Raw genomic sequence first — 25,330 nt, 5'->3', positions numbered from 1 at the left:
TACTCAGAACAGATCCAGTTCGCCTGCCGCGACCATCGCGCCGGCATCGCCCGTGACTTCCGTGAGTCATTTTCCCGGTTACGGAGGAAGTCGCTGCCGCGCTCAAAACAATTCCAGCTCGCCGCTGGCTTCTTCGACGGCGCTCGTGTCCGCAACGAAGTCGAGTGGCGCATGCGTGCACACGCACACGGTCGCGCCAAGCCGCACTGCACCGTTGAGCACGACGGAATACGACGACACGAGCGCCGGTTTCAATTCATGCAGATGCGGCAGGCAACCCGCGTTCAACACATACGGCGTCGACATGCCGAGGTCCGGGAAATAGCGCAGCAGTTCCTGGTTCATCGCGCCGCAGCACAGATTGCAGATTTCCAGAAATGCTTCCAGGAATGGCTGTTCGTCGCCGTCGTTCAGGTAGTAGCCGCGCGTGGTGTCGTCCTCGTCGAAATGCAGAATCAGCAACAGCCGGAACACGATCGACGAAATGGTCAACACGACTATCTGCGAGTCGCGGTTGACGCCGGCTTGCGCCATCGGCTCGATCTCGCACAGGTCGCCGGCAGCCACCGGCAGACGCGTTTGCGCCGCCTTGCGGAAGATGCGATCGAAGCTGTCTTTCGCGTGGGCCGAGATCACGTCGGCACCTCATCGAACTGCGCGTGAAACCGGTTGGCGAGCGATTCGACGCTGGCAAGCGACGCCGCGATCATCTTGCCGCCCCCCTGGATGTCCTGGAACGTGGACGTGGTGGTCAAGTCGTTGCGGTGCAGGCTGTCGCGATAGCTCTTCGACAACTCTTCGGAACGCGCGGCGAGCGCGCGCACTTCGCTTGCCACCACCGCGAAGCCGCGGCCGGCCGGACCCGCGCGCGCCGCTTCGATCGACGCGTTCAGCGACACGATCACCACATGCCGCACGATCGACGACAGCTCCTGATTCTTCGCGTGCATGTCGTGGTTCTGGGTCATCAGCGAAATCATCTGCTCGTGCCAGCGCTCGAACGTTGCGCCGAGACGTTTCAGACGCGCGGCTTCGGCGGCGATCTGCCGCGCCTGATTGGTCCACTGTTCGCGGTCGTCGTTCAGGGTGTCGAGCGTTGCGCGCAGTTCGCTGGCGCTGGCCGATTGCTGCATCAACTCGTCGCGCAATTGCGCGGTCGATGCGTGCAGTGTTTGCTCGGCCTGCTCGCGTTCGCGCAGCGCTTCCTGATGAGCCGCGTGTTCTGCTTCAAGGGTCTTGATTTGCGCTTGCGCTTCGGCGCGCAGGCGTGCCGCCAGCTTCGCGCTGTGCAGCTTGTGCGCGGTCCATGCCAGCAGCGCGGTCAATGCGCCGCCAGCCAGCGCCGCCAATAAGTCCTGTTGAATCACAGCTATTCCTTCGAAGTCCGTCGATGCGCGCTTAACTCGCCATCGCGTCGAGTTGCAGTTCGCCGGCTTCGCCAGCGTCCCCGCGCGCCTGTTCACCCAACGGGTCGACGGCGACGCTGTCCGGCAGGCAGATGATCGTCTGGAACTGACGGAATGCCGCGCCCTTGCGGTCATCGGTAAAGCGCAGTTCGATGCTGCCTTGCTCGCGCCGCAGAAAGTCGCGTACGGCGTCCATGCCGACGCCACGGCCCGACACTTCGGTGACCGTCTGCGCCGTCGAGAAACCGGGTCGGAAAATGAACTCGGCGATGGTCTCGTCGCTCAGCGTGTCGCCGCCGCCAAGCCAGCCGCGCTCGAGCGCGATGCCGCGAATCCGTTCGAGCGCGAGACCGCGGCCGTCGTCGCCAAGGGTGATCCGCAGAGCGCCGCTGTCCACGTCCACTTCGATGTCGATCGTGCCTGCCTGCGGCTTGCCTTGGGCGCTGCGGGCCTCGGCGGTTTCGATGCCGTGGTCGAGCGAATTGCGCAGCAGGTGCATGAACACGTTGCTTAGCGTGTTGTCCGCGTCGCCGCGCAAGCGGTAACCGTTGTCGTCGATCCGCACATTCGGCGCCGGCTTGCCCAGCTCTTGCGCGAGCGACGGCAGCGAGTCCAGCACACCGGACAGCGCGCCGCCCACGCTCTGGCTGCCGAGTGCGCGCAGCGTGCGGCGCAGCGCGTCGCGCATCGCTTGCAGTTCGTGGAGATCGCTGGCATGGGTCTCATCCAGCAGGCTCAGCGTGCGTTGAATCTCGTCCTTGTCGACCATCAGATAGCGGCCCGCGTTGCCCGCACCATTAGCGTGGCCCTTGCTCTTGCGCCCGAGGCTCTGCTCGTTGATCTTCGCGTAGCTCTCGATCGCCTCGCGCACCCGCGTCAATTCGCGCATCAGATGCTCCTGATCCCACGAGCGATCCGCGTCCGGCTGGCGCAACTCGTGATAGCTACGCTCGGTTTCGTGCACGACGTTGGTCAGATGCTGCAGATTGTAGGTCCGCGCATTGCCCTTGATGGTGTGCATGTTGCGGAACAGCTCGGCAATCGCCGCGTGATCCGCTTCGGAATGCTTGCGAATGATGCGCTCGTTCTCGCTGACAAAGCCGGCCGAGCTTTCGATGAAGTGCTGGAACTTCTCTTCGCTGACCGCGAGAATCTCGCCGATCATGTCGAGACGGCGGCGCTGTTCGCTCGCTTCGGCGGCGAGCTTGCGCAGCTCGGTGACGTCGCGCACGCACAGCATCAGACGCAACACGGTGTCGTCTTCGCCGGTAATCGCCGACCAGGCCAGGTCGAGTATCTTGACGCGGCCATCCGGCATGCGCTTCCCAATCTCGCCGACCAGCAAGTGTTGATTGAACGCGAAGTTGATGCAGTCTTCGCCGAGGCACGCATGCGTTGCCGCGTCGATTTGCGAAAGTGCGTCGGCGCCCAGCTCCGTGTCCGCGAAAACCAGATCCATCAGCGCGCGCCCGGCGATGTCCTTCGTTTCGAAGATGTCTTCCAGATACGCCGAGTACTCCGCGTGGATCACCGCGCCATGAACCACCGTCAGAATGCCTCTTTCCTGAATCTTCTCGATCATGCCGTTGAAAGCGACGATGGAATGACCGACCTCATCGAGCCGCCCCACCGGCACGCGGCGCGTGAAGTCCTGGCTCGACGCGATCTCGCTCATCATGGCCTGCATGCGGCTTAACGGCCGGGTGATCTGGCGATACAACAGCGCACCGATCGAAGTCAGCAAAATGATCGCAATGCCGGTGACGGACGCGATTGCCGTGGCGGTGGTCGCGAGCGTGGCGTTCAGCGACGTGATCGCGTCGTCCTTCTCGCGATTTTTCTCGACGCGCAAGGTCTCGACGATGCCTTCGAGTTCATCGCGATACTGCGCGACATTGGCGAACAGATACGCCTGCGCGAGTTCGTTCTTGCCGTCGGCCTTCATTTTCGCGGTCTCGGCAATCGCGGAGAAATAGTTCTCCAGACTGTCGTTCGCCTGGACAACGAGGCCTTGTTGCGCGTGGCTTGCCGCCTGTTTTGCCTGCAACGCGAGCGCCTGTTGCAGCGAGGCTTTTTTTTTCTTCAGCTCGTCCTGTGCCTGCGCGACCATGTTGGTATCGGGCGCATAGACCAGTGTCATCGTGGCCAGTTGCACGTCCTTGACTTGCGACACGAGGTCGGCGGATGCGAGCGCGCTGGGCACCACGCCCTCGGTCACCTTGCGCACTTCGGCGGCGCTGCCGCGCGTCTGATAGACGGCATAGCCGCCGATCGCCGACAACGCGACGAACATGAGAACAACCAATAGCGTGATGCGATGACGGATCGTCATTTGAACCCCCCGGGGTCTGGCCTTCGCGTTCGCTCTCGATCGGAGCGCGCGTTGTGTGCGAAACGTAATCTGACTTACAGCGCCGCCGAGTATTACCGAGGCATGTTACTCAACGATGACTACCTGGTTTTTGTGTGTGTCAGAGGGGTTAAATTCAGTTCTCAAGTTTTCGTGCGAAAGGCCGCTATTCAAAGTGCTTTTCTTTGCGGCGAAGAGGACGCGTGCGAAGCGTCGATTAATGCAGGCCAGCTGGCGCGGCGAGAAACGCTCCCGAATTTCCTCACCTTGGCATCCGAAATGCGCCGACAGGTAGCGAGATTCTCACCTCGCCGGCTCCCGAATCTTCTCACCTATCCGATTTCAGCCGTCCTCCATCGCGGACGATGCGCTCACCAGCATCCGCTCAGGGTTGCGCTCAGAGCGGCCAGTGCTGCAATCGCCAACAACTTCTTCATGCTCTCGCCTTCGATCAATCTATGGTCACGTGACATCGTCGCTCGGGTGTCGAGTGACGATGCGATGCGATGCGTCGTCCACAACTTATCAATCGGCGGCAGTTTATGTTTTACGATGCCGTTACAAGCTCGGCCACGAATCGAAGCGGCGGTGCGACCGGGCCATGCTGAACATCATCACGCACGGCGGCTCCCACGGCGATCGCGGCGTCATTCAAGACAATCGCACGCGCTCACGCTTTGTTCGTATATGGAAGAGGATGTAAGGGGATTGCCGGGTTCGGCCGGGTAGCGTGTGCATGATCGGTGAGTTCTTTGGAGCCGTTGCACGTCACCTCAAGTCGCCATGGGACGGACTCCCCTGGAAATACTCACCGTGATATAGGTGCGAATTCAGCGCGGCAATCGCTCACCTCCTGGAATCGCTCACCTTTGCCGTTGATCTCCTGGAACTCCTCACCTTTGATCGCAGTCGAGGCGATCTCCTGGAATTCCTCACCTTTGCGCGCGACGGTGCCATCTCCTGGGAAGCCTCACCGTTCAGCGCGAGACTCTGGAGACAGGACGCCTGTGCAAAACCGTCTCCCTTGTTCCAACCCGGCCTAAGCCTGGCATGCTGCACCTAGTCGCCAACTTTCAGAAGAACTTTTCCGCCTCGCTCCTGATGAGAGATTGCGGCGCCGATTTCCTCAAGCCGATAGGTCGCGGCCACTGGAATCGCAACTTCGCCTGCGGCCACCATCTTCGACGCCCGCATGATGGCGCGAGGAATCTGTCCGGCGAAATCCGGATTGCCTAAAGAAAAGCCACGAATGGTCAGGTCGTTGAAGATGACCTCGAAAGGGCTAACTGCTATGGCCGCAAAGCTCGGGGCAGCGTACGACACCAGTGTGCCACGCGGGCCCAGCAGCTTGGCCAGACGGCCAGCAGCCTCACCGCTGACAGCATCCAGCGCGAGCTGCACACGCTTTCCGCCCAGCGCCTCTGTCATCTTCGCCGGCGCGTCGTCGTCGTCCAGCAAGACAAGCTCGCATCCCGCTTCTCGCGCGGCATTCATAGCCTCGGCGCGGCGCACCAGTCCGAGAGTCTTGACACCTTTTTGCCTGGCGAAGCCGACTATCCAGCGCGCTATGGCCGAGTTGGCCGCGTTGATTGCAATCCAGTCACCCGACTGAAGGTGCACGTAGGTCTCGAGCAGCAGATGCGCAGTGGGCGGATTGATAGTAAGCATCGCCAACTGACGAGGGTCGGCATCGGCGGGAAGCACGACGATGCCGTCCACGTTGACGACCATCCGCTCGCGCCAGGTAAAGCTGCCCATCGGGAGAGTCACGCGATCGCCGACCCTGACGTTATCGACTCCTCTACCGACCTCCTGCGCACGCCCCATACCCTCGTTGCCGATAACGGATGGCAAGTCGGGATGCAGCGGGTACATGCCGCGCGCGACGAGAATGTCACTGAAGTTGATTGGGGCATACTCGACAGCAACCATCACCTGGCCCGGGCCAGGACTCGCGGGTTCGGGCAACTCACGGAATTCAAGTCCCGTTGCAGGGTCGCTATATGCGGTAAACACAATTCCTTTCATGATGAAGCTCCTCTTTGATGGTCGCCTATGCGAACAAGGCTGCGGCGTCCTTCATAACGAATCAATTGACGGTCAGATCTGCGCTCTGCCTCCGTCCACGAAGAGTTCGATGCCCGTGACGAAACTCGAGTCATCCGAAGCGAGAAACAGGGCAGCTTTGGCGACTTCGTCAGCTTCCCCCATGCGTCCCATCGGGATGGTAGACAGAACTTTCGCAATAGCGTCCCGAGGCTGCTGACCAATGATCGGCGTATCAATTGGGCCGGGGCTGAGGACGTTTGAACGGATGCGACGGTCCTTCAACTCCACAGTCCATCCTCGTACGAAATTGCGGATGGCGGCCTTGGTCGCGCCGTAGACCCAGAAGGCGGGTGTCCCTTTGGCGCTCGCGACGGAGCCCGTGAGAATGATCGATGCGCCGTCATTCAAGAGCGGCAGAGCCTTTTGCACGGTGAAGAGCACGCCCTTCACGTTGATATTGAACAGTTTGTCGAAATGCGCTTCAGTAATTTCGCCCAAGGCGGCGAACTCAGCGGTGCCAGCGTTGGCGAAGACGATGTCGATTCTTCGCCCCGACGCTTCGACGTTCTCATAGAGACGATCAAGATCATCCAGACTGGCGACGTCTCCATGGATGCCAGTCACATTGCCCCCGATGACCCTCACGGCTTCGTCGAGCTGCTTCTGGCGACGGCCGGTGATAAAGACGTAGGCGCCCTCGGCGACGAAGAGCTTCGCGGCGGCGAGGCCTATCCCCGACGAGCCGCCGGTGATGACGGCGACCTTTCCCTGCAACTTATCCATAGCGACTACTCCGTTGATTGCTAATCCCGATTGGCAGCGCCTCTGGTAGCGCCCATGCACGGCTATATTCGAGGGTGGTGTGCGCGTACCCACTAACGCCGGCCGGTCAGTCGATCACTCCGTGGCCGTCCGGCGGCTTGACCTCGAACCGGAACCCCACCCCGTCGCGCCTCACATGTCCAGCTGTTGGCGCGGCATAGTGGGTGCCGATGTCCGGATCGTGAGGCAAGGAAAACAGCATCTCGACCACGCATGTGATTTCCACCGAGCCCACCTGCCAACTCAACATATCGGCCTCCTTATGGTTGCAGCGCGTCGAGGAAACCTGGTCCGCTGATCGCCTGACCTGCTCATGTCGGTCACATCGTCAAAATGACTTTGCCAAACGGCCGGTCCTTTATCAGGTGACGCAAGGCTGCGCCTGCTTCGGCAAGGGGGTAAATGCTTTCGACGATCGGCTTGACTGATCCGCTTACGATCAACGGGATGATGTCCTGCCACGCACTCGCGATCGTGGCGGGCGACTGGGCGAACAGGGAAAAAGCCGGCCATGCGCGCGCGCTTCCAGATCAGGTCGGTGACATCGATGGTGGTTCTGCGGCCAGCGGAGTAGCCCAACGTGATCAGGACACCGCCGTGATCCAGGCTGCTCAACGCCTCACTCGTTACAGCGTTGCCGATGCTGTCGATGACGATATCGACGCCCTTGCCGAGCGTTATTCGACGAACGCCGTCGGCGAGACCTTCCGCGCTGAGGTCAATCACGTCCTCGAAGCCAAGTTCGCGCGCCCTCGCGGCTTTCGCCGCGCTACCCGCGGTGGAGATCACCTTGCCAGCGCCTTGCGCCCGCGCGAGCTGATAGGTCGCATTGCCGACCGACCCGCCGATTCCCGGCGCCAGCACCGTCATCCCCGGCTTGAACCCAGCGTCGGCGAGGCTGATCTGCGCCGTCAGATAGGCCACCGGAATGCTGGCCGCGAGGATATCCCCGATCGCGTCAGGCGATGCCAGATGTTCCGGCCTCACCAGCAGCCATTCCTGCCACGTTCCATTCTCACCAACGCCGTAGGGTCCGGTGAACATCACGCGGCTTCCCACCGCGAGCCCGGAGTCGCCTGCGTCCTCGATGACACCGACACCCTCATTGCCGAGCACCAGCGGCGCCCTGGCTCGAGGATGCACGCCCGACAGGACCGTGTTTTCGAGCGGCGTGACGCCGGCGGCCGTCACGCGAACCAGCACCCGGTCCTTCGCCCGTTGCGGCTTGGGTAATTCGATCTGCCGCAACCCGTCATAGCCCGAAAAGGTCTTCGCTTCGATTGCACGCATGGGTATATCCTGTAAAGTAACAGACCTGTACGTCACTTTCATAATAGGTACTGGTCTGTTACTTTGTCAACCATAAAATTCGAATCAAAGGAGTTGCGGATATGAAGGCTGGAGCCCGACCCCGGCGGGGCGCCCCGCCAAAGGGCGAAGTGAGCGCGCGCGAGCGTATCCTCGCGACGGCAAGCGATCTGTTCTATCGCGAGGGCATCCGTGCCATCGGCGTCGACACGGTCGTCGAGCGGTCCGGGGTGTCGAAGACGAGTCTCTATCGCGTATTCGATTCCAAGGACGCTTTGATCTCTGCTTTCGCCGCCGAGAAAAATCGGTTGTTCTGGGCGTGGTGGGATGACGTCGAAGAGAAGCATGCCGAGGACCCGCGCGCTCTGCTGGACGCGCTGCTATCTGGAATCGCGAAGCGGATTGCGCACCCCGCCTTTCGTGGCTGCCCCTTTCTCAACCTGATGACGGAGTTTCCCGACGACAACCATCCTGGCCGGGTGATCGCCCGAGACAACAAGGAGGAAATGCGGGCGAGGCTCGCAGCGATCGTCGCCAGGCTGGGCGTGGGCGATCCCGACCGCACCGCGTCTCAGATAGCGCTGCTCATCAACGGCGCATACGTCACCGGCCTGATGGAAGGATCGGCCGATCTGAAGGGCGACCTCGTCGATGCCGCCATGAAATTGTTGGCTTAGTGATTCGGCACCAGGCAGGTCGATTGCCTCATCGGATATCCGGTGTAAGAGCACTGTCGCCCAGCCTGGCGCTGTCATGGCAAATCGGGAGGAGTACGAACGCGATCATTTGCCGGAATGGGTTCTTGCCTCGAGTGCGTGGACGACGGCCGCGATGTCGGACTGTCCATGCCCCAATGCCTGCGTCTCACCGAAAAGCGCATAGCAGACGTCCAATAGCGGCGACGCGACCCCGGCTTCCCTGGCCGCTTCCGCAATCAATCGATTGACCTTCACCACATTGTCGATCGACCCTTGGACATCGAAGTCGCGCATCACCAGTTTGAGAATTTTTACGCGTGAAATGTCGCTCGCCATCTGACCGGCGTCCACGATGGCGCGGAACTGCTGCATGTCCAGACCATGCCGCTCGGCAAAATGGGCCGCTTCCGCAAGGCCGGTGACCGTGGTCATCAGAAACAGGTTCACCGCGAGCTTCATAAGAAGCCCATTCGGAACCGGGCCGCACACCATCGTCTGATGGCACATTGGCGTGAGCAAAGGGCGCACGCGTTCGACGGCCGCGTCTTCGCCCGCCAGCATCGCCACGAGCTGGCCTGCCTCGGCGGGCTTGCGCGAGCCCGAGACGGGCGCTTCCACGTAGCTGCCACCGGCGTTGCGGATGTCGGCTTCGAGTCCCCGCGAGTAGTCGGCCGAACTCGTCCCCATGTGGACGATCGTGTGATGCGCAACGTTCGCGCTGAACTGCGATGTGCCGCGGCCGAGAACGGCGTCGACTGCGTCGCCATCGACCAGCATCAGGAATATCACGCGGGTCCGTTCAAATATCGCGGCAGGATTCGTCGCGATGGTTGCGCCCGCTGCTCGCAAAGACTCACTTCTGTCAGCGGAGCGATTCCAGACAACGAGTTGTGCACCTGCGCGGGCCAAGTTGAGCGCCATGGGCTGCCCCATGACACCTAAGCCGATGAAACCGATGCCCATATTCACCTCCATCCCAGCGCGGTTGGCGCTTGTGGCGACACTGGATGAAAAATCCCGCTGCCCGCCTGCTGCGGCAACGAGCTGACATAGCGGGGCGACAAGCACACCTTCGGCGCCCGCCCCGCGACGAAGGCAGCAAGTGTGCTTGAAATCCTTTCGGAGTCCGCAATTTCGATCATGAGCATGCTTCTCCGGCAATCCCGCTTTCTGGGAGTCAACACGAATGTTGTTGACGGCGCGGCACGACCATATTCACGACATGCACCAGCACGGCCTCATCGTCCTGGTTCAGCGTAGTCGTTCGGAGCTTGATCAGGCCCTGCTCCGGACGTGACTTTGACGGTCGCACCTCGATCACTTCGCACTCGACGCGCAACTCATCACCGGGGCGCACTGGCCGGGGCCAGCGGCACTCGTCGAGCCCGGCGCCGACGAACCCGCCAGCCGGCTTGAGTTCGGTTTCGATCATCAACCGCATCGTCACGGCGGCGGTGTGCCAGCCGCTGGCGGCCAGTCCACCGAAAATCGAGCGGGCCGCCGCCGCCTCATCGAGGTGAAAGGGCTGTGGATCGAACTCAGCGGCGAACGCAAGGACCCGCTCCTTGTCGATGCGAAGCCGCCCTGACCCGAACGTCTGCCCCACTGCAAAATCTTCCAGATAGCGCTCGTTAAGCTGATTCATGATCCCGTCCCAGCCATATGCAATCGTTTCGGGCACGAGCCCAATGTCTCTCCCGCCGCCGATGCACAAAGTGACGACCGATCGGGTGACCACGGGCGATGGCGATGTCTTGGGACAACCTGAGATAGCCCCTGCTTCTATCACCGCATGACCGCCCGCCACAAAGTGACTAACCTGTAACTAATTTAATGGTACGGACAGGTCTGTTACTTTGTCAAGCGAGAAATCGGAACGGCAGAAGCATGCACCCGAGGCAGGAGGTTGCCAGCGCCGCTACGATTTGCACTCGTGGGCCGCGAAATGACCAAAGCGGGGGCGCAGCAACCTGACGATTCGTAATTGATTGAGATGTGGGGGAAACTCATCCGCATTCGATTTGACCTGAACTCGCTTCGGCAAATAGTCCCAACACCGAACGCAGGGTTACATAGAAACTCACGACTTATCTTTCGTAGAACTATTCGATCTATTGTTTTAACTTGCTCGGCTTCCCGGAATTCACGGCCTTTTTTGCGAACTGAGACATATCTCAGAACTTCACCTTCACCTGAAACCCCACTGTAAACGGCAGATTGTCCGATGGGATCGGCGGGATCAGGATGAAGTTCGCGCCGACGCGCTTGTATTCGACCATCACGATCGGCGCGACCACCGGACCGATCGTATGGTTGCGACCCAAGCCCCAGTTGCCGTAGTTATAGCCGGAGATGATCCCGGCGATCGCCGCGATGCGCACGATGCCCCAGTGCGCGAACTCCGGCGCCCACACCCCGCCGCCATAGTATGACGGCCGGCGCAGCGAGTTGCGAAAGCCTCCGGCCGTCAGCGCCCATTGATTGTTGAGCCAGCATTCGACGCCCAGGCCGGGGTTGAACTGTTCGAAATCGGTATTCGGATCGGGGTTGATGTGATATGAGCCGAGCATGGCATCGACCCACACGCCGCCCTCGCACCAGTTGCCTGCCTGCGCGGCGGAGGCCGCCGCCAGACTCGCGACGAGCGCCACTGCAGTACGTCGGATATTCTTCTTGATCTGCCGAAAATGCATGTCCACTCCGTCACCCGTCGAACGCCGGTGTCTTCTATGTTCTGGCTATGAGTGTGCCGCCCGTCGCGCACTGTACCTCAACCCGCACCCGATGTTGAGGATGCGCTCGGGCATGCGACCTGCTCGCGCCCAAAGCCGCAACGATAACGGAGAACCGATGGCAAAGCGGTGAATGCGCGCGCATCCACCGGCCATGTTTGATGAAAGTCTAAAGACCGAGGTCCGACAGGGCCGGATGATCGTCGGGACGGCGGCCAAGCGGCCAGTGATACAGGCGGTCGGCCTCGCGGATCGGCAGATCGTTGATGCTGGCGTGACGGCGCGCCATCAGCCCATGTTCGTCGAACTCCCAATTCTCGTTGCCGTACGAGCGAAACCAGTTGTTCGAATCGTCGTGCCACTCGTACGCGAAACGCACGGCGATGCGGCTATCGGTGAATGCCCACAGTTCCTTGATCAGCCGGTAGTCGAGTTCCTTCGCCCACTTGCGACGCAGCAGCCCGACGATCTCCGCGCGGCCATGCACGAATTCGGCGCGGTTGCGCCAGATGCTGTCCGGTGTGTACGCCAGCGACACGCGCTCGGGGTCGCGGGTATTCCAGCCGTCTTCCGCGGCGCGCACTTTCTGGATGGCGGTTTCGCGCGTGAACGGCGGCAGCGGCGGGCGGGTTTCGTTTGTGTCGGCCATGATGGTTCCTCAGTCAGGGTGCGGTGCGCCGGGATGGCGATCGCTTGTTTGCGGGAGCGTTGCTCGGCTTGCTTGCGGTCTTGCGTGCCGATGGGGTTGTGGCATTGCTCGGGGGCGCGCGTCGCTCCCCGGCGAACGAGGTTTCGGCGTCGAGCAAGACCCGCGCTGCGGTCTGCGCGTCGAGCGCGGCATCCGCATCGCCGCTCACCAATGCCACGGCGATTGCGCCGTCGAGCAGAATCAGCCATTGGCGCGACAAACGCGCGGCGCGGCGCGCATCCATGTCGGACTCCGCCGCGAACGCATTGCACTGGCTGCGCACGAAATCGAGCAGGCGTTCCTTGTGTTTGCGCGCGACGATCCGGATCGGGTCGTCCGCCGAAGCAATCTCGCCAGCCGCGTTCAAAAACGCGCAGCCGTGAAAATCTTCCGACGCGAACCATTCACGCAGTACCTCGAACATGCCGAGCAGACGCTTGCGCGAAGTCTTGCCGCACTGCTGCGTGCCTGCGATAAACCAGTTCATCCAACGCTCGTCGCGCCGTTCGAGCGCGGCCGCCACCAGTGCGTCTTTCGATTCGAAATGGGTGTAGAAGCTTTTGCGCGCCGTGCCGGACTGCTTGACGATCGCATCCACGCCGGTTGCGTGGATGCCGCCGGCGTAGATCAACGCCTCGGCGGCGTCCAGCAGACGCTCGCGCGCGCTGCCGGGCGCCGCGGCTTCAGTGAGAGTTTCGGTAGCCATCCATCTAAGGTAGAACGACCATTCTACGTCGTCAAGTTTTTCGTGCGTTTCGGCGGCTGGTTACGCTTGCTGCTATCGTGATGACGATCGGTCAACCGGAACGAATTTCATGAGCCACTCATCTGTCCGCGTCACGTTGGCACGCGCGCTGTTAGCCGCAACTCTGCTCACCACGGTGGCTTGCACGCCGTTGCAGGTGCTCACGCATTCGGTCAGCCAGAACGAAGCGCGCGTGCCCGCCGGCCGTTACGTGATAGACCCTGACCATTGCAGCATCACCTTCGACATCGATCACTTCAAATACTCGCGCTTTACGATACGCTTCGATCGCAAGCAGGGGCAGCTCGACTGGAACGAGGGCGGTCTCGATCGGAGCACGGCCTCGGTCACGATCGACGCCGCCAGCATCGATACGAATGTGCCGCTGCTCGACAAAATGGTGAAGGGCGCGAGCATGCTCGACGTGTCGCGCTATCCGGAGATTCGCTTCGTGAGCACGCGCTTCGAGCGTACCGGCGAAGCACGCGGCACGTTGACCGGCGATCTGACGATTCGCGGCGTCACGCAACCGGTGACGCTCGATGTCACCTTCAACGGCTTCGCGCCCGATCCGCTGACGAAGAAAGACACGCTAGGTTTTTCGGCGGACGGCCGCTTCAGCCGCGCGAAGTTCGGTTTGTCGACGTGGTATCCCGCTGTGGGCGACGAGATTCATGTGCGCATTCAGGCGGAGTTCGTGAAAACGCCCGCAGGCGGGTGAGCACACAGCGGGCGTGGGGTCGGGCGCGATCGCGTCAGCTCACGCAGCGGTCCAGTCCAGAATGACCTTGCCGCTCTCGCCGGAAAGCATCGTCGCGAATGCCTGCTGATAATCATCGACCTTGAAATGGTGCGTGAGGATCGGCGACAGATCCAGCCCGCTTTGCAGCATCGCGACCATCTTGTACCAGGTCTCGAACATTTCGCGCCCGTAAATGCCCTTGATTTCGAGGCCTTTGAAGATCACCTGGGTCCAGTCGATCGCGGTCTGCGCAGGCGGAATGCCGAGCAACGCAATCTTGCCGCCGTGATTCATCGCTTCGAGCATGCCGGTGAACGCGCTCGGCACGCCGGACATTTCCAGCCCGACATCGAAGCCTTCGGTCATGTGCAGTTCGCTCATCACGTCGCGCAACGATTCGCGCGACACGTTCACCGCGCGCGTCGCGCCCATCTTGCGCGCGAGTTCGAGGCGGTAATCGTTGATGTCGGTGATCACGACATTGCGCGCGCCGGCGTGTTTCGCGATCGCCACCGCCATGATGCCGATCGGTCCGGCGCCCGTGATCAGCACGTCTTCGCCGACCAGATTGAACGACAGCGCCGTATGCGTCGCGTTGCCGAACGGATCGAAGATCGCCGCGAGATCGTCGGAGATCTCGGGCGGAATCTTGAACGCGTTGAACGCCGGAATCACCAGATATTCGGCGAACGCGCCTTCCCGATTCACGCCGACGCCGACCGTATTGCGGCACAAATGCCGGCGTCCCGCGCGGCAGTTGCGGCAGAAGCCGCAGGTGATGTGTCCTTCGCCCGACACGCGATCGCCGATCGCAAAGCCGCGCACTTCCTGACCCATCTCGACGATCTCGCCGACATATTCGTGGCCGACGTGCATCGGCACTGGAATGGTCTTTTGCGCCCAGTCGTCCCACTTCCAGATGTGAATATCGGTGCCGCAAATCGCGGTGCGGGTGATGCGGATCATCACGTCGTTGTGGCCGACTTCGGGCTTCTTGACGTCGGTGAGCGTGAGACCCGGCGCGCGTTCGAGTTTTGCCAATGCTTTCATGTGCGCCTCTGTTTCAGATAACACCCAGTTCGCGGCCAATACGCGCGAATGCGTCGACAGCCCGGTCGATCTGTTCGGTCGTATGCGCGGCACTCATTTGCGTGCGGATGCGAGCGCGGCCCTTGGGCACCACCGGGAACGAAAAGCCGATCACGTAGACGCCTTCCCTCAACAGCGCGTCCGCCATTTTCGAAGCGAGTTGCGCGTCGCCGAGCATCACGGGAATGATCGGGTGTTCGCCCGGCACGAGCGTGAAGCCGAGCGCGCTCATCTTGCTGCGAAAGTGCGCGCCGTTTTCGCGCACACGTGCGCGCAATTGCGCGCCTTCATCGCTGGCCAGCAGTTCGAGCACTTTCAGCGACGCGGCGGCAATGCTCGGCGTGAGCGTGTTCGAAAACAGATAGGGACGCGAGCGCTGCCGCAGCAATTCGACGATCTCGTTGCGCGCGGCGACGTAGCCGCCCGATGCGCCGCCCAACGCTTTGCCAAGCGTGCCGGTAATGATGTCGACACGCGACAGTACCCCGCAATGCTCCGGCGTGCCGCGCCCGTGTTCGCCGACAAAGCCCACCGCATGCGAATCGTCGACCATCACCAGCGCGCCGTAGCGATCGGCCAGATCGCAGATGCCGGCGAGGTCGGCGATGATGCCGTCCATCGAGAACACGCCATCGGTCGCGATCAGCTTGAAGCGCGCGCCGGCGGCATCTGCTTCTTTCAGGCGGGCTTCGAGATCGGCGAGGTCGTTGTTCTTATAGCGAAAGCGCTTGGCCTTCGAGAGCCGCACGCCGTCGATAATGCTCGCGTGATTCAGTTCGTCGCTGATGATCGCGTCGTTTTCGTCGAGCAGCGTTTCGAACAAGCCGCCGTTCGCATCGAAACAGCTCGAGTAGAGAATGCAGTCGTCGGTTTGCAGGAACGCGGCGAGCGCACGTTCGAGTTCCTTGTGGACGGTTTGCGTGCCGCAAATGAAACGCACCGACGCCATGCCGAAGCCGTCGTTGTCCAGACCTCGCTTGGCGGCCTCGATCAGCCGGGCGTCGTCGGCGAGGCCGAGGTAGTTGTTCGCGCAGAAATTCAGCACGCCCGTGCCGTCGGCAAGCCGCACGTCGGCCGACTGCGGGCTCGCGATCACCCGCTCGTTCTTGTAAAAACCGTCGGCGCGGATCTGTTCGAGGGTGCCGCGTAGATGGGCGAGGTATTGGTCACGCATGAACCAGACTCCTGAATGGGTGATAGGCCGCCGCATGAACGTCAGCGTCAACGTTCCGGCTCGGGCCACGGCGAGGCGGCCTGTTATAGTCGGCTGTCAGTTTTATCGGATATTTTCGTTTTTCCGAACTAAAATCCGGTATATCGAACAACTCTAAACGATGGGTCAGAAAATGGCAAGTTCGGGCATCCGCCGCGCCGCGGCCAACGCGGCAACTACGTCGGGCGCAACTTCGGTGCCTGCGAGCGCGGCGCCGCCGCGCGTCGGTGAGCAGATTCAGCGCCTGCGCGCGGAGCGGCGCATGACGCTCGACGATCTGTCGCGTGCGGCAGGCGTGTCGAAATCCATGCTATCGGAAATCGAGCGCGACAAGGCCAATCCGACGATCGCGGTCGCCTGGCGTTTGACCAATGCGCTGGGCGTCAGTCTCGACTCGCTGTTCGCGCCGCCGAAGGCGCCCGAAGCGATCGCCGTGTCCGGGCCGCACGACATTCCCACGCTGAGCGGGCACGAGGCCAAATACCAGTTGCGGGTGTGGGGGCCGATCGAGCTGGCCGGCAAGTTCGAATGGTATGAATTGACGCTGCAGCCGGGCGGAGCGCTGATATCGAACGCGCATGAGCCGGGCACGCGCGAGCACCTGACCGTGCTGCATGGATCTGTCGAAATCGAAGCGGCCGGCGCGACCAAACGGCTCAAGGCGGCGGAGACCGCCCGTTATGTCGCCGACGAACCGCACGCGATCCGCAACGCCGGGAAGGGCGAGGCGAAAGCGCTGCTAGTGGTGATTCACGGCTGACGCCGGGCTCGTCGGCCTGGTCGGGCGCGTCGCCTAGTAGCTAGTTGTTGGCTGAATTGGCCATTCAGCCGAGGTTGCGCCAGACACTGTGTATTTGTACAGTATAAGCTGTCGATTGGAGCCGAAAATGAACAATCCGAAAGCCGATCCTAGCGATCAAGCTCTGGCCGCACTGCGCTATCAAACCGCGGCGTGCGATCTCGAACATATCGTGCGCAATATCGCCGCGCGCTACATCGTGCAGCAGGTGCCGCTCACGTGGCGTCTGCTGCATGCGATCGAAGCCGAGGCGCTGGCGGACCTCGGCTTCGCCAGCCGGCACGACGCGTTGATGCTGGGCCTGTTTCAGCGTCCGTCCGATTTGCCTTATCCGGAAACGGACGAAGCCGTGGATTTCGGCACGTCCACCGCGCTGCCGGCGGTATTCGCATTCGCCGTCAGTGCTTATGAGGAAGCTGCGCGCCGCGCCGCTCAGCCGGCGCCGGACCGCCCGGGCTTGAAGCGCTCCCGGCCTTGGGGCGGCTGAAAGCTGTATTTTCGCCTGTTGCCGCATACAATATGCTGCAACTAACGGAAGAATAGCCAATGTCACCTCCGCACCTGTCCGACCCGGTTCCCCGCGCTGCTCCGTCGACCGATCTCTTCGACCAGCAACGCGAGGACTGGCGTCGCGACCCGCAAATCGCCTTCGACGCGTGGCTGGCCAGACAGCATTTCAGACGTTCTTCCGCTGACGTCTACCGGGCGCAGTGGGGGCTTTTCCTCGACTGGCTCAGTGCGCGTCAGAAAAATCCCGTCACGGTCGACATGCACGAGATCGCCGAATTCGTCGCCGGGCTCGAGATCCGCAAACCCCAACGAATCAGGTATTTGCGGCTGATCGAACGGGTACTGGATCACGTACGCGAAATGGAATCCGCGTCGACAAACCCGGCACGCTTCATTGCTCAGGATGGTGAAGCAGCGTGGCGACACGCGCGCGACAATGAACCGACCGGCTTTCTCACCCATGCCGAACGAACCGCGCTGATCGCGCAGCTCTTTTCGCCATTGCCGGTTTTGTCGGCGGCGCAGCGCTGGAGAGAGCGCCGCGATCGCGCGTTGATCGCCGTGTTTCTCGGCGGCGGATTGAAAACGGGCGAGGCTGCGGCGCTTACGGTTAGTTGCGTGAATGCCGGCTCGCCGTGGGTGACGATCGAGTCCGCGAATCCGCTGCTGACGCGCCGAACCCGGCTCGCTCCGTTCGCGGCAGCAATTCTTGACGCTTGGCTTGCCGAGCGGCGTCTGGCGGAACTCGCTGGCAATCTGGTGTTCCCGGCGTCGCCCTCAGGGCGGCCGATGCACAAAGCCACCATGCTGCGCGCGGTCGACGCGTTGGTCGATGGCGCCGGGATTGCCGCGTCGCGCAAGTCTCGCGCGAGTCCACAAACATTGCGCAACACTTTTGCGGCGGATTTATTCGAGAGCGGGGTGGAGGCAGAACTGGTCGGGCAATGGCTGGGATTTGTGCAAGCCGTGTCCGCGAACCGTTTGTATCGCGCCTGGCAAACGTGGATGGATCAGCAGGAATCGCCCGCCGCCGATGTGCCCGATCCGGCTGCGCCGCCGTTGCACGCGCCCAGAAGCGACGGGCGTTTGACGAGGAAACCGGGAGCGGGGGAGCCCTGAAAAGCCTCACCTTTCTGGTCCCGAATTTCCTCACCTTTGACGTTCTATCCGCTACCGCACCGGTTGAATTACCGGGCCGCAGCCGCCGCCGTGTCGCTCGACAGAAACCGGCTGACCGCCGCGAGCCTTGATGCGCCGAGTCCCGACGAGTGTTCGCACTCCGGGCAAAGCAATTCATAGCGGTGATCGACCTGCGACAACTCCGGCTCACCTTCATCGCATTTTGGGCAGCGCAGCGGGAGCGAGACATGGCCGTCCGCCGCCGTGCCGACCGAAGTCAATTCGTCGCTCGTGAGCCGGCCCGCTTCAACCAGCGAGCAAAGCAGACTGGCGATCGCCGGGTCGATGCCTTGCTGGGTGCGCAGCACGGCGACTTCTTTCGTCAACGCATCCACTTCGTCCGATTGCTCGCGCAGTTGCGCGTCGAGCCGGTCGCCGCGCGCCTTGGCTGCGGCAATCTGCTGAATGAACTCAAATTCCTTGCGGCTCGCGTCGCGCACGCCCGATTGGTACGTGGCCGCCATGCTGCGCAGCGAGTCGAGTTCGACAAGCATCGGCTTGACCCGCCGTTCGGCTTCCGCAACTGCGTCTTTGATCTGCTGCGCATAGTGTTCCGTGCTTTGACGCATTTCGACATGCAATGCGTCGATCCGGTCGCGCAGCGTTGCATTGGTTGCGAACTCGGCGTCCAGACGCTGACGGAGCGCTTCGTTTTCGTGCTCAAGCCGTCGCACCGTTGCCTGCAAGCCTTCGTGGTGAACGTTGCCGTGGGTGGTGGCGCTGGATAGCTCGGTTTCGAGCGCACGAACCCGATCCCACGCGGCTTCGGCGCGTAGTTCGCTGCGCTTGACTGCCTCGTCTGAGGCGTCCCGGCGAATTTCCGCGTCTCGCGCGAGTTGCTCGGCGGCGGCGATCTGCGCGCGGATTTCCTCGCGTTCGGCATCGAGGGTAGTTCGCGCATGCGCAACGGCTTCTTCGAACAACGCGCCCAGCAGTTCACCGGCGCGATCTTCCAATGCTTTCGGGATCGCGCCCGCACCGACTTTTACACGCGACACATTGCGGATGCGTTCCCAGAAATGGTCGATGTCCTTCGGAATATCGCTTGCGCTGCCGGTCTGCGTCAGATCACGGACCGTGGCCATGGATGGGCGGATACCCAGGTCGAAAAACAGCCGCTTGCACGCATGCAGCGACAAATCCTGTCGCCGAGCCCCTTTAACACGCATGGCCTCAAGCTCGCTACGAATGCTTTGCCGTTCCTGGTCCAGATTCATATCAACCTCGATGTCGCTCGAATTGGATGGATCATAACAATTTACGTAGCGTTTGCTACCTGTTTGTTCTTGTCGCGGGGATGTCGTGGAATTGGCGTGCTTTTACGTGCCGGAGATGTCGATCGACTCGCGCTCGTTGATATCTGCCGTGAAACAAAGCGAAGAATAGCGAATAACTTCTTGTAAAGAAAGAGTTTTTGATAGCTATGAATAAATCGCTGACTGTTTCACGAACGTTCGATGGCGAGGACGTTGTGTGGAAGCGGTGGTCCGGAGGACTCGCGGGGCGGATGCTAGAGAGTAATAAAAGTAAACACCTTTGAACCCATGTTAAAACGGTTAACGCCATGGCAAAGCCTTATGCGGCGGGGGTTCCAGGCTAGGAAGGTGAAGCTTTGCGGGAGACGTGGTGAGATCTTGCGGGACGCTGGAGTGATGAGGTTCGGGGACCGCGGTGAGCGGGTCCGGGACAGAACGTGAGCGGGTTCAGGAGACCCCGTAAACATGCGGTTTGATCAAAGGTGAGATTTTGCAGGAGCTCGCGGGGGTGAATCGACCGGCAGCGCTTGACAGTCCACTCCGCTGGCGGCCGAACCAACGGTGAGCGCTTTCGGGATGGTCTCCGCCACCGATTTTCGGGCCTGATTTGAGGCTGTAAACCCCAATGGTGAGCCAAGTCAGGAGAAAACGGGAAGCGAAGGTGAGGTTTTACGGGGCCGAACGGTCATTTCTGCCTGATTTCTGGGCAGTCGCGCGCCAAAGGTGAGCGTTTGCGGGATGCGGGGCTATGTTCTGGTGAGCGTTGCGCCGGTGATATGGACGAGCGGGCGGATCCCGAGAACATATAGGTGAGGAAATTCGGGAACTGGCGTCGAGACCGGTCTGCTCGGTTGCCGGATCAGCCAGTTTTGGTCAAAGGTGAGGCTTTTCGGGAGCCTGGGGAGTGCCTTTTGGACATCGAGGTGAGGAAATGCGGGAGCTAAGCGGCTTCCGTTGCCCGGAAAAGCCCAACAGATGCTGTCGCGACAATGACTGCGTTGCGGCGCCAAGTTTCTATTGGTGAGGTTGTTCGGGAACTCCCGGGTAGCAATCTGAAATGCCGCCTTCCGTCAGAAAGCGTCTAAAGGTGAGAGAAAACGGGAGCGGACGACGCGGCGCTTCGAAGGACTAATATATAACTCATTGAATTTAATGGAATATTCTTCTTCATTGCTTAATGGTGAGGTTTTTCGGGAGGTGCTCGGTTAGGCGACCATCACCGTCTGCGATGAGTAAAGGTGAGGTTTTTCAGGAGGGTTTTTCGCTCGATCAAAGGCACGGCGCCCCGCGAGCCCGCGTCGTTCCAAGTTGTCGGTCAGCGTAAAGGTGAGCTTTTTCAGGGGACGTTCGACGGGCCGCAGATCGGTGACCGGTTAAAGGGATCGTCGAGCAGGTGTAGATCGCTATCGCGATCAGCAGTCCGCGGTTGAGTCGTTATGCATTTCCCATAACATCGTCCGCATCCACGAGTCGGCAGCACCGCGTCACAGTCGCTCACTGTCGTGCGAATCTCCTCTCGGATGCATGGCGCAAGGCCTTGTCGCGCGCGCCCCGTGCTGGGCCAATCGCGCCTGGCCCAAGCCGCGGCCCTGTGAGGTCCGTTAGGTTTTAATGCTGGTGATCTCTTCCAAGCGGGCGCGTGCCAATCTGAAATCGTCTCGTAGGGAGTAGCGTTCCCGCCGCGGCTTCTCCCCTCCCCCGCCGACGAACCTGGGCGTAGCGCTTTCAGGAATCGTTCCGAGGCCCCCGCCTTTGCGCGCGGCCGCGTTTCCGCCTGGATTTCGCGAAAAATATTTACGGTGAGAAGATTCGGGATCGAACGGTCCCGTTCGCGAGCCTTGTAGAAAACCCGAAATTTACGGAGGCCGCGACCTGCAAGGATGGCCCGAATCTGTGCAAAACGGTTGAGGTGAGAGTTTGCGGGAGATCCTCGAGGTGAGTTGCGGTCCGTAAACTCGCTTCACCGGCAACGGTGAGACGCACGCTATAGACGCGTATCACCACAGCCGGTATGCTCTCGCCAAATCCCTCCTTGACCAGACGCATGGCCACGAAGCGCGCAAAGAAGACCGATGTAGTCAGCCCGAGCTCGGCCGAATTGCGCAAGGCCGTAGAGGCGATTGCCATCCAGCCGAAGAGCGGCAAAATCACGCTGCTCACCCGCAAGCTGTTCAACGTGCTGCTCGCTGTGGCCCAGCAAGCCGACGAAGCGGGCGACACGTATCGGGCCTTGTTGTCCGACATCGTCGCCAATTCCGCTTTCGATTCCAACGACACCGCGCTCGTCAAGGAGCACTTACGGCGCATGGTGTCGGTGCAGGTCGAATGGAGCACCGGCACGTCCAGCCAGAAGCCGGGTCGCAAGTGGGGCATTTCCACGCTGATCGCCGACGCGGAAATTCTGGAGGACCCAACGACACGCCGCGTCTGGGTGGAATTCTCGTTTGCGCCGAAAATCAAGAAGAAGCTGCTCGACCCGGTCCAGTATGCGCGTCTGAGTCTCCAATTCCAGAGCCAATTGCGTAGCAGCGCGGGCCTTGCGTTGTACGAGATTTGCGTGCGCTATCTGACCAACCCGAGTCACCTGACCATGCGTGAGACGTGGGAATGGTGGCGCCCGATTCTGTCGGGTACGCCGGACACGGAAGCGGGCGACGAGGCGAAGCGCGAATATAAGTACTTCAAGCGCGATTACCTGCGCCCGGCGATTGCCGAAGTCAACGCGGTTACCAATATCTTCGTCGAACTGATCGAGCACCGCGAAGGCCGGCGGGTTGCCGAAATCCAGTTTCGTGTGACCGAGCGCAAGCAACCCATGCTCGCGCTCGACGAGCATCCGAACGTGTTTGACAGCACGCTTGTCGATCGGATGGTGAAGATCGGCATTCCGCTGAAAGAAGCGCAAACGCTGTATGCCGATAGCGAGGAAAACCGGATTCGCGCCGCTTTGCAGATGACCGAGCAACGCATGCGCAGCACGTCGTTGCCGCCTGTGCGTAGCGCGCCCGCGCTGTTCAAGGATGCGTTGAAGAAAGGCTACGCGCCGCCTGTCGAAGCGTTGCCATCAGGGAGTGGCGGCAAAGGCGCGGTCGCGGCGCCTGCCGACGACCTCAAGGCGCGATTGCTCGAGGAATACTCGGCGCATCGCCGGAAGGAAGCGTACGAGTTGTACAACGAGCAAGGTGAGTCTGAGCGGGAAATCGCGCGGCAATCGTTCGAGGAAGAGCAGTTGCCGGCGCTCGGCACGCACATGCGGGACGACTGGCGTCGTCGTGGACTGGATTCGAAGATTGTGGAAACGGCATTCTTCGACTGGCTGGCGCGTAAGACCTGGGGCGAGCCGACCGATGGCGACCTGCTCGCTTTCACGCTGAGCCAATCGCGCGCGGCTTGATTGATCGGTTAGTTTGGCGGCCTCAGTACGCTCACTGAGCGGCGACCGCAGGGGCGTGCCGCTCTACCCTGCCGCGTTGCGACTGTTCCCTCTTACTTCAGCATCTTTTCAATCTGTCGCAGGATGCCGTCACGCTTCTCGCGCGTGAGGCCCTTCAAACGCAGTTCGATTCGATCATCTCCGTACGATTTGAGATCACCGACCGGCACACCGTCGAGCTTGATTTCCAGTCGCTGCGCGTAGCGTTGCCGGCCCGCCGGTTTGACGCTTTCCTGCGCGTTTGCCCTTCCCTTGACGATGTCGGCGACTTGCCGCGTGCTCAGATCGTCAGAGACGATCTTGTTGATCAGGCGCAGCGTGGCGTCGGCGCCCCGGGCGGTGTGATAGCGACCCACGTGATACGCCATGTTTGAGCCGAAGCGGTCCGAGCGCGCGACCATTTCATGCATGACGGCCTCCGGCAACTTCGCGATGGAAAGGGCGACCGCAACGGTCGATTCGTCCAGGCCGAGATGTTCGGCGAGCTCCTTCTGACTCTGAAAGTGGCGATCGTCGAGAAAGCGTTTCCAGACGACAGCGTTGTCGAAGACGGTCTGCGAATCGCGTTGGACGTTCAGGTCATAGCCGAGCTTGTAGCTCTGGATGCCAATCGGCAGATCGATGACGATCGCCTTCACCGATTCCTTGTTCGCTTCTTTCAACGCTCGCACGCGGCGGCCACCGTCGCTAACAAAGTAGGTGCCGGGATTGTCGTAATCGGGAATGACGTGAATCGCCTGCTGCTGCCCCTGCTTTGCCAGATTGACCGCAAGCTCCGCAATCGACGCCTTCAGATAGAAGTGTCGAGGATTGAATGGGCTCGGCTTGATGCTCTTCAGCGGAAGTTCGATGACCTGGTTCGTTCGGTATCCATGCTCGATCTTCCACGCGCGGTAGGCGGCCGATTCAGCGGCTGCGTCGGCGGTGTCGGCCTGCGGGACGTCCTGCGGCACAACGACAGCCGACATTGCGCGTCCAGCCGCTTCGCTACTCGGGGGGCCGTTCTTGACCAGCCCGTCGATGGCATTCAGACGGTCGAGAGCAGTTCGCTTTTCGCTACTTGTCGTATCAGGACGTGCTTGAAAGCCTTTGGCAAATTGGGAGGGTTTCATTCAGGGTCCTTTATGCGCATAAATTTCACGGGAGCAACGCTGCGATTTCGTTCGCGCATGCCCGTACTTCGATGGCGGCGAGTTTGGCGCCGCGGTCGTTCATCTGAAGCACCGTTTGTCCTAACGCCATAGCCTGCTTGTAGGCTTCGCGCGTCGGGATCTGAGTCTTAAGCAGAGGGAAGCCGAGTTCTTCCAAAGCGCGCTTCAGTTCGCGCGTCAGCATCCGTTTTTCTTCGGTCTTGTTGAGCAGGAAGACTGCGCGCAGGTCTTCGTTCATCACCTGGGCTTGCTGCACCAGCTTGACCAGGCCGATGCTCGACCAGTAGTCGGCCGGTGATGACGATGTTGGGATCACTGCGACGCTCGCCGCGAGCAAGACGACGCCAGAGACCTTTTCGGTAATGGAAGGCGGGCAGTCGACGATGATGATGTCGTAGTCAGCCACGAACTTCTTGATCTCGCGATGGATCTGGCTGCCTGCTTCGGAGAGGTTGACGACAGCGAAGGGAATGCCGGTGTCGCCGTCTGATGATGCGCTGGCCCAGTGGATCAGTGTGTTTTGCCCATCTGCGTCTACGACGAGGACGCGTTTGCCTTTCTCGTGAAACGCAGCGCCGAGATGCATCGCGATTGTGCTCTTCCCGACCCCGCCCTTCTGTTGTGTTACCGCGATGATTTCCGCTGCCAAATTTCACCTCCTCTTTTTAAGCGCAAATGGATTTTACCTGGATGAATTCGCATTTCAATCGTTTTGTGGAAAACAAGATAAGAATTAGCCATTCGGATAAGGTTTATGCGCATAAAGGTAGGAGCGAGCGAAATGGCGGCGAAATTAAGGCTGGTCCGGCGGAATAGGATGGCCGGCCATTAGGTAATGTCCAGCGGAGTAGCCGACGGGCGAGGATCGTTGCGATCCGTCCGTGCGTTGGCCCATCCGTGCTCTGGTATTTCGCGTGTCGTCACGACTCACTGCGGATGTGTCTCGAAGTGCTTCGAGACAGTCGAAGTGACGAGGCGCGCTGGCGGGGGATGAATGTCATGTCGGGATGAGCGGGCGGTCGACTTTATGCGCATAAAGTTCTTGCGACAGCTCGGCTTCGATTAGCTCTCAGTGCTGAGTGGACTGACGGCGCGCCCGTGCAGCACTCGGTTATCGACATCCGTGGGGTAACGTGCGTCGCAACGGCAACGGCAACGGC

The 25,330-nt window shown here is 61.0% G+C and carries 23 protein-coding genes; 6 read left to right on the top strand and 17 right to left on the bottom strand.

Annotation, left to right across the window (positions count from 1 at the left end; genetic code table 11):
• Positions 1 to 102: 102 nt before the first annotated feature.
• The 7 genes from PQR02_RS32860 to PQR02_RS32825 all read right to left on the bottom strand — a co-directional run bounded on the left by PQR02_RS32860 (position 103) and on the right by PQR02_RS32825 (position 7,917).
• Positions 103 to 636, bottom strand: a complete 534-nt coding sequence (locus tag PQR02_RS32860; RefSeq protein ID WP_408241561.1) for a hypothetical protein — start codon at positions 634 to 636, stop codon at positions 103 to 105.
• Complete coding sequence (locus tag PQR02_RS32855) at positions 633 to 1,367, bottom strand: methyl-accepting chemotaxis protein (RefSeq protein ID WP_408241558.1); 735 nt, start codon at positions 1,365 to 1,367, stop codon at positions 633 to 635. Before PQR02_RS32855 ends, PQR02_RS32860 begins: the two co-directional genes overlap by 4 nt.
• 31 nt (positions 1,368 to 1,398) lie before the next feature.
• Entirely contained in the window at positions 1,399 to 3,738 is a 2,340-nt protein-coding gene (locus PQR02_RS32850; protein ID WP_408241555.1) for an ATP-binding protein, read from the bottom strand.
• A 1,077-nt stretch (positions 3,739 to 4,815) separates the two neighbouring features.
• Complete coding sequence (locus PQR02_RS32845; protein ID WP_408241552.1) at positions 4,816 to 5,784, bottom strand: zinc-dependent alcohol dehydrogenase family protein; 969 nt, start codon at positions 5,782 to 5,784, stop codon at positions 4,816 to 4,818.
• Positions 5,785 to 5,856: 72 nt separating this feature from the next.
• Positions 5,857 to 6,588 carry an SDR family oxidoreductase gene (locus tag PQR02_RS32840; RefSeq protein ID WP_408241549.1) on the bottom strand — a complete coding sequence of 244 codons (732 nt, stop codon included), beginning with the start codon at positions 6,586 to 6,588 and terminating at the stop codon, positions 5,857 to 5,859.
• Positions 6,589 to 6,694: 106 nt separating this feature from the next.
• Entirely contained in the window at positions 6,695 to 6,877 is a 183-nt protein-coding gene (locus PQR02_RS32835) for a hypothetical protein (protein ID WP_408241546.1), read from the bottom strand.
• Positions 6,871 to 7,917, bottom strand: coding sequence for a quinone oxidoreductase family protein (locus PQR02_RS32825; RefSeq protein ID WP_459252528.1), 1,047 nt, complete (start codon positions 7,915 to 7,917; stop codon positions 6,871 to 6,873). The genes PQR02_RS32835 and PQR02_RS32825 overlap by 7 nt, the downstream gene beginning before the upstream one ends.
• A gap of 101 nt (positions 7,918 to 8,018) precedes the next feature.
• Between PQR02_RS32825 and PQR02_RS32820 the strand changes: the two genes are divergently transcribed.
• Entirely contained in the window at positions 8,019 to 8,612 is a 594-nt protein-coding gene (locus PQR02_RS32820; RefSeq protein ID WP_408241543.1) for a TetR/AcrR family transcriptional regulator, read from the top strand.
• A 105-nt stretch (positions 8,613 to 8,717) separates the two neighbouring features.
• Here the strand turns inward: PQR02_RS32820 and PQR02_RS32815 are convergent, their stop codons facing one another.
• The 5 genes from PQR02_RS32815 to PQR02_RS32795 form a co-directional block, all read right to left on the bottom strand.
• Positions 8,718 to 9,608 carry an NAD(P)-dependent oxidoreductase gene (locus tag PQR02_RS32815; RefSeq protein WP_408241540.1) on the bottom strand — a complete coding sequence of 297 codons (891 nt, stop codon included), beginning with the start codon at positions 9,606 to 9,608 and terminating at the stop codon, positions 8,718 to 8,720.
• Positions 9,609 to 9,810: 202 nt separating this feature from the next.
• A complete protein-coding gene (locus PQR02_RS32810) occupies positions 9,811 to 10,278 on the bottom strand; it encodes a MaoC family dehydratase (RefSeq protein ID WP_408241591.1) in 468 nt (155 codons plus the stop codon).
• Between the two features lie 529 nt (positions 10,279 to 10,807).
• Positions 10,808 to 11,326, bottom strand: a complete 519-nt coding sequence (locus PQR02_RS32805) for a hypothetical protein (RefSeq protein ID WP_408241537.1) — start codon at positions 11,324 to 11,326, stop codon at positions 10,808 to 10,810.
• Positions 11,327 to 11,534: 208 nt separating this feature from the next.
• On the bottom strand, positions 11,535 to 12,014 hold the full coding sequence (locus PQR02_RS32800; RefSeq protein ID WP_408241534.1) for a nuclear transport factor 2 family protein: 480 nt from the start codon (positions 12,012 to 12,014) through the stop codon (positions 11,535 to 11,537).
• Positions 12,015 to 12,027: 13 nt separating this feature from the next.
• Positions 12,028 to 12,759, bottom strand: a complete 732-nt coding sequence (locus PQR02_RS32795) for a TetR/AcrR family transcriptional regulator (RefSeq protein ID WP_408241531.1) — start codon at positions 12,757 to 12,759, stop codon at positions 12,028 to 12,030.
• Positions 12,760 to 12,868: 109 nt separating this feature from the next.
• Here PQR02_RS32795 and PQR02_RS32790 point away from each other — a divergent pair, with 109 nt between their 5' ends.
• Positions 12,869 to 13,519, top strand: coding sequence for a YceI family protein (locus tag PQR02_RS32790; protein ID WP_408241527.1), 651 nt, complete (start codon positions 12,869 to 12,871; stop codon positions 13,517 to 13,519).
• A gap of 39 nt (positions 13,520 to 13,558) precedes the next feature.
• On the opposite strand, the gene tdh is transcribed toward PQR02_RS32790, so the two are convergent.
• Both tdh and PQR02_RS32780 read right to left on the bottom strand, forming a co-directional pair.
• Entirely contained in the window at positions 13,559 to 14,590 is a 1,032-nt protein-coding gene (tdh, locus tag PQR02_RS32785) for an L-threonine 3-dehydrogenase (protein ID WP_408241524.1), read from the bottom strand.
• Between the two features lie 13 nt (positions 14,591 to 14,603).
• Positions 14,604 to 15,803 (bottom strand): glycine C-acetyltransferase, encoded by a 1,200-nt coding sequence (locus PQR02_RS32780; protein WP_408241521.1) that lies wholly within the window; start codon positions 15,801 to 15,803, stop codon positions 14,604 to 14,606.
• Between the two features lie 160 nt (positions 15,804 to 15,963).
• Between PQR02_RS32780 and PQR02_RS32775 the strand changes: the two genes are divergently transcribed.
• The 3 genes from PQR02_RS32775 to PQR02_RS32765 all read left to right on the top strand — a co-directional run bounded on the left by PQR02_RS32775 (position 15,964) and on the right by PQR02_RS32765 (position 18,270).
• Positions 15,964 to 16,602 carry a helix-turn-helix domain-containing protein gene (locus tag PQR02_RS32775; RefSeq protein ID WP_408241518.1) on the top strand — a complete coding sequence of 213 codons (639 nt, stop codon included), beginning with the start codon at positions 15,964 to 15,966 and terminating at the stop codon, positions 16,600 to 16,602.
• 127 nt (positions 16,603 to 16,729) lie between these two features.
• Entirely contained in the window at positions 16,730 to 17,128 is a 399-nt protein-coding gene (locus tag PQR02_RS32770) for a DUF2471 family protein (RefSeq protein WP_408241514.1), read from the top strand.
• A 59-nt stretch (positions 17,129 to 17,187) separates the two neighbouring features.
• Positions 17,188 to 18,270, top strand: coding sequence for a tyrosine-type recombinase/integrase (locus PQR02_RS32765; protein WP_408241511.1), 1,083 nt, complete (start codon positions 17,188 to 17,190; stop codon positions 18,268 to 18,270).
• A gap of 68 nt (positions 18,271 to 18,338) precedes the next feature.
• Here the strand turns inward: PQR02_RS32765 and PQR02_RS32760 are convergent, their stop codons facing one another.
• Positions 18,339 to 19,547, bottom strand: coding sequence for a DNA-binding protein (locus tag PQR02_RS32760; RefSeq protein ID WP_408241508.1), 1,209 nt, complete (start codon positions 19,545 to 19,547; stop codon positions 18,339 to 18,341).
• A 2,083-nt stretch (positions 19,548 to 21,630) separates the two neighbouring features.
• On the opposite strand from PQR02_RS32760, the gene PQR02_RS32755 reads away from it, so the two are divergent.
• Complete coding sequence (locus PQR02_RS32755; RefSeq protein ID WP_408241505.1) at positions 21,631 to 22,980, top strand: replication initiation protein; 1,350 nt, start codon at positions 21,631 to 21,633, stop codon at positions 22,978 to 22,980.
• A gap of 92 nt (positions 22,981 to 23,072) precedes the next feature.
• Here PQR02_RS32755 and PQR02_RS32750 read toward each other — a convergent pair whose 3' ends face one another.
• The gene (locus tag PQR02_RS32750) at positions 23,073 to 24,131 is read right to left on the bottom strand and encodes a ParB/RepB/Spo0J family partition protein (protein ID WP_408241502.1); all 1,059 of its coding nucleotides are present in this window, start codon (positions 24,129 to 24,131) and stop codon (positions 23,073 to 23,075) included.
• Positions 24,132 to 24,156: 25 nt separating this feature from the next.
• On the bottom strand, positions 24,157 to 24,819 hold the full coding sequence (parA, locus tag PQR02_RS32745) for a ParA family partition ATPase (protein WP_149670671.1): 663 nt from the start codon (positions 24,817 to 24,819) through the stop codon (positions 24,157 to 24,159).
• Positions 24,820 to 25,330: the final 511 nt, after the last annotated feature.

Origin of the sequence: Paraburkholderia sediminicola, from assembly GCF_046026895.1 — a bacterium.
In the GTDB taxonomy this organism is placed as follows: Bacteria; Pseudomonadota; Gammaproteobacteria; order Burkholderiales; family Burkholderiaceae; genus Paraburkholderia; species Paraburkholderia sediminicola_C.
The sequence above is the reverse complement of the archived record's forward strand: the minus strand, read 5'-3'. Positions and strand labels throughout refer to the sequence as shown.

Excerpts from the sequence above, each read along its gene's own strand:
- PQR02_RS32810 (WP_408241591.1), bottom strand. The coding sequence starts at position 10,278 with ATGAATCAGCTTAACGAGCGCTATCTGGAAGATTTTGCAGTGGGGCAG.
- PQR02_RS32795 (WP_408241531.1), bottom strand. The coding sequence starts at position 12,759 with ATGGCTACCGAAACTCTCACTGAAGCCGCGGCGCCCGGCAGCGCGCGC.
- PQR02_RS32820 (WP_408241543.1), top strand. The coding sequence starts at position 8,019 with ATGAAGGCTGGAGCCCGACCCCGGCGGGGCGCCCCGCCAAAGGGCGAA.
- PQR02_RS32750 (WP_408241502.1), bottom strand. The coding sequence starts at position 24,131 with ATGAAACCCTCCCAATTTGCCAAAGGCTTTCAAGCACGTCCTGATACG.
- PQR02_RS32825 (WP_459252528.1), bottom strand. The coding sequence starts at position 7,917 with ATGCGTGCAATCGAAGCGAAGACCTTTTCGGGCTATGACGGGTTGCGG.
- PQR02_RS32800 (WP_408241534.1), bottom strand. The coding sequence starts at position 12,014 with ATGGCCGACACAAACGAAACCCGCCCGCCGCTGCCGCCGTTCACGCGC.
- PQR02_RS32815 (WP_408241540.1), bottom strand. The coding sequence starts at position 9,608 with ATGGAGGTGAATATGGGCATCGGTTTCATCGGCTTAGGTGTCATGGGG.
- PQR02_RS32835 (WP_408241546.1), bottom strand. The coding sequence starts at position 6,877 with ATGTTGAGTTGGCAGGTGGGCTCGGTGGAAATCACATGCGTGGTCGAG.
- tdh (WP_408241524.1), bottom strand. The coding sequence starts at position 14,590 with ATGAAAGCATTGGCAAAACTCGAACGCGCGCCGGGTCTCACGCTCACC.
- PQR02_RS32775 (WP_408241518.1), top strand. The coding sequence starts at position 15,964 with ATGGGTCAGAAAATGGCAAGTTCGGGCATCCGCCGCGCCGCGGCCAAC.
- PQR02_RS32850 (WP_408241555.1), bottom strand. The coding sequence starts at position 3,738 with ATGACGATCCGTCATCGCATCACGCTATTGGTTGTTCTCATGTTCGTC.
- PQR02_RS32790 (WP_408241527.1), top strand. The coding sequence starts at position 12,869 with ATGAGCCACTCATCTGTCCGCGTCACGTTGGCACGCGCGCTGTTAGCC.
- PQR02_RS32840 (WP_408241549.1), bottom strand. The coding sequence starts at position 6,588 with ATGGATAAGTTGCAGGGAAAGGTCGCCGTCATCACCGGCGGCTCGTCG.
- PQR02_RS32805 (WP_408241537.1), bottom strand. The coding sequence starts at position 11,326 with ATGCATTTTCGGCAGATCAAGAAGAATATCCGACGTACTGCAGTGGCG.
- PQR02_RS32760 (WP_408241508.1), bottom strand. The coding sequence starts at position 19,547 with ATGAATCTGGACCAGGAACGGCAAAGCATTCGTAGCGAGCTTGAGGCC.
- PQR02_RS32770 (WP_408241514.1), top strand. The coding sequence starts at position 16,730 with ATGAACAATCCGAAAGCCGATCCTAGCGATCAAGCTCTGGCCGCACTG.
- PQR02_RS32845 (WP_408241552.1), bottom strand. The coding sequence starts at position 5,784 with ATGAAAGGAATTGTGTTTACCGCATATAGCGACCCTGCAACGGGACTT.
- PQR02_RS32765 (WP_408241511.1), top strand. The coding sequence starts at position 17,188 with ATGTCACCTCCGCACCTGTCCGACCCGGTTCCCCGCGCTGCTCCGTCG.
- PQR02_RS32780 (WP_408241521.1), bottom strand. The coding sequence starts at position 15,803 with ATGCGTGACCAATACCTCGCCCATCTACGCGGCACCCTCGAACAGATC.
- PQR02_RS32755 (WP_408241505.1), top strand. The coding sequence starts at position 21,631 with ATGGCCACGAAGCGCGCAAAGAAGACCGATGTAGTCAGCCCGAGCTCG.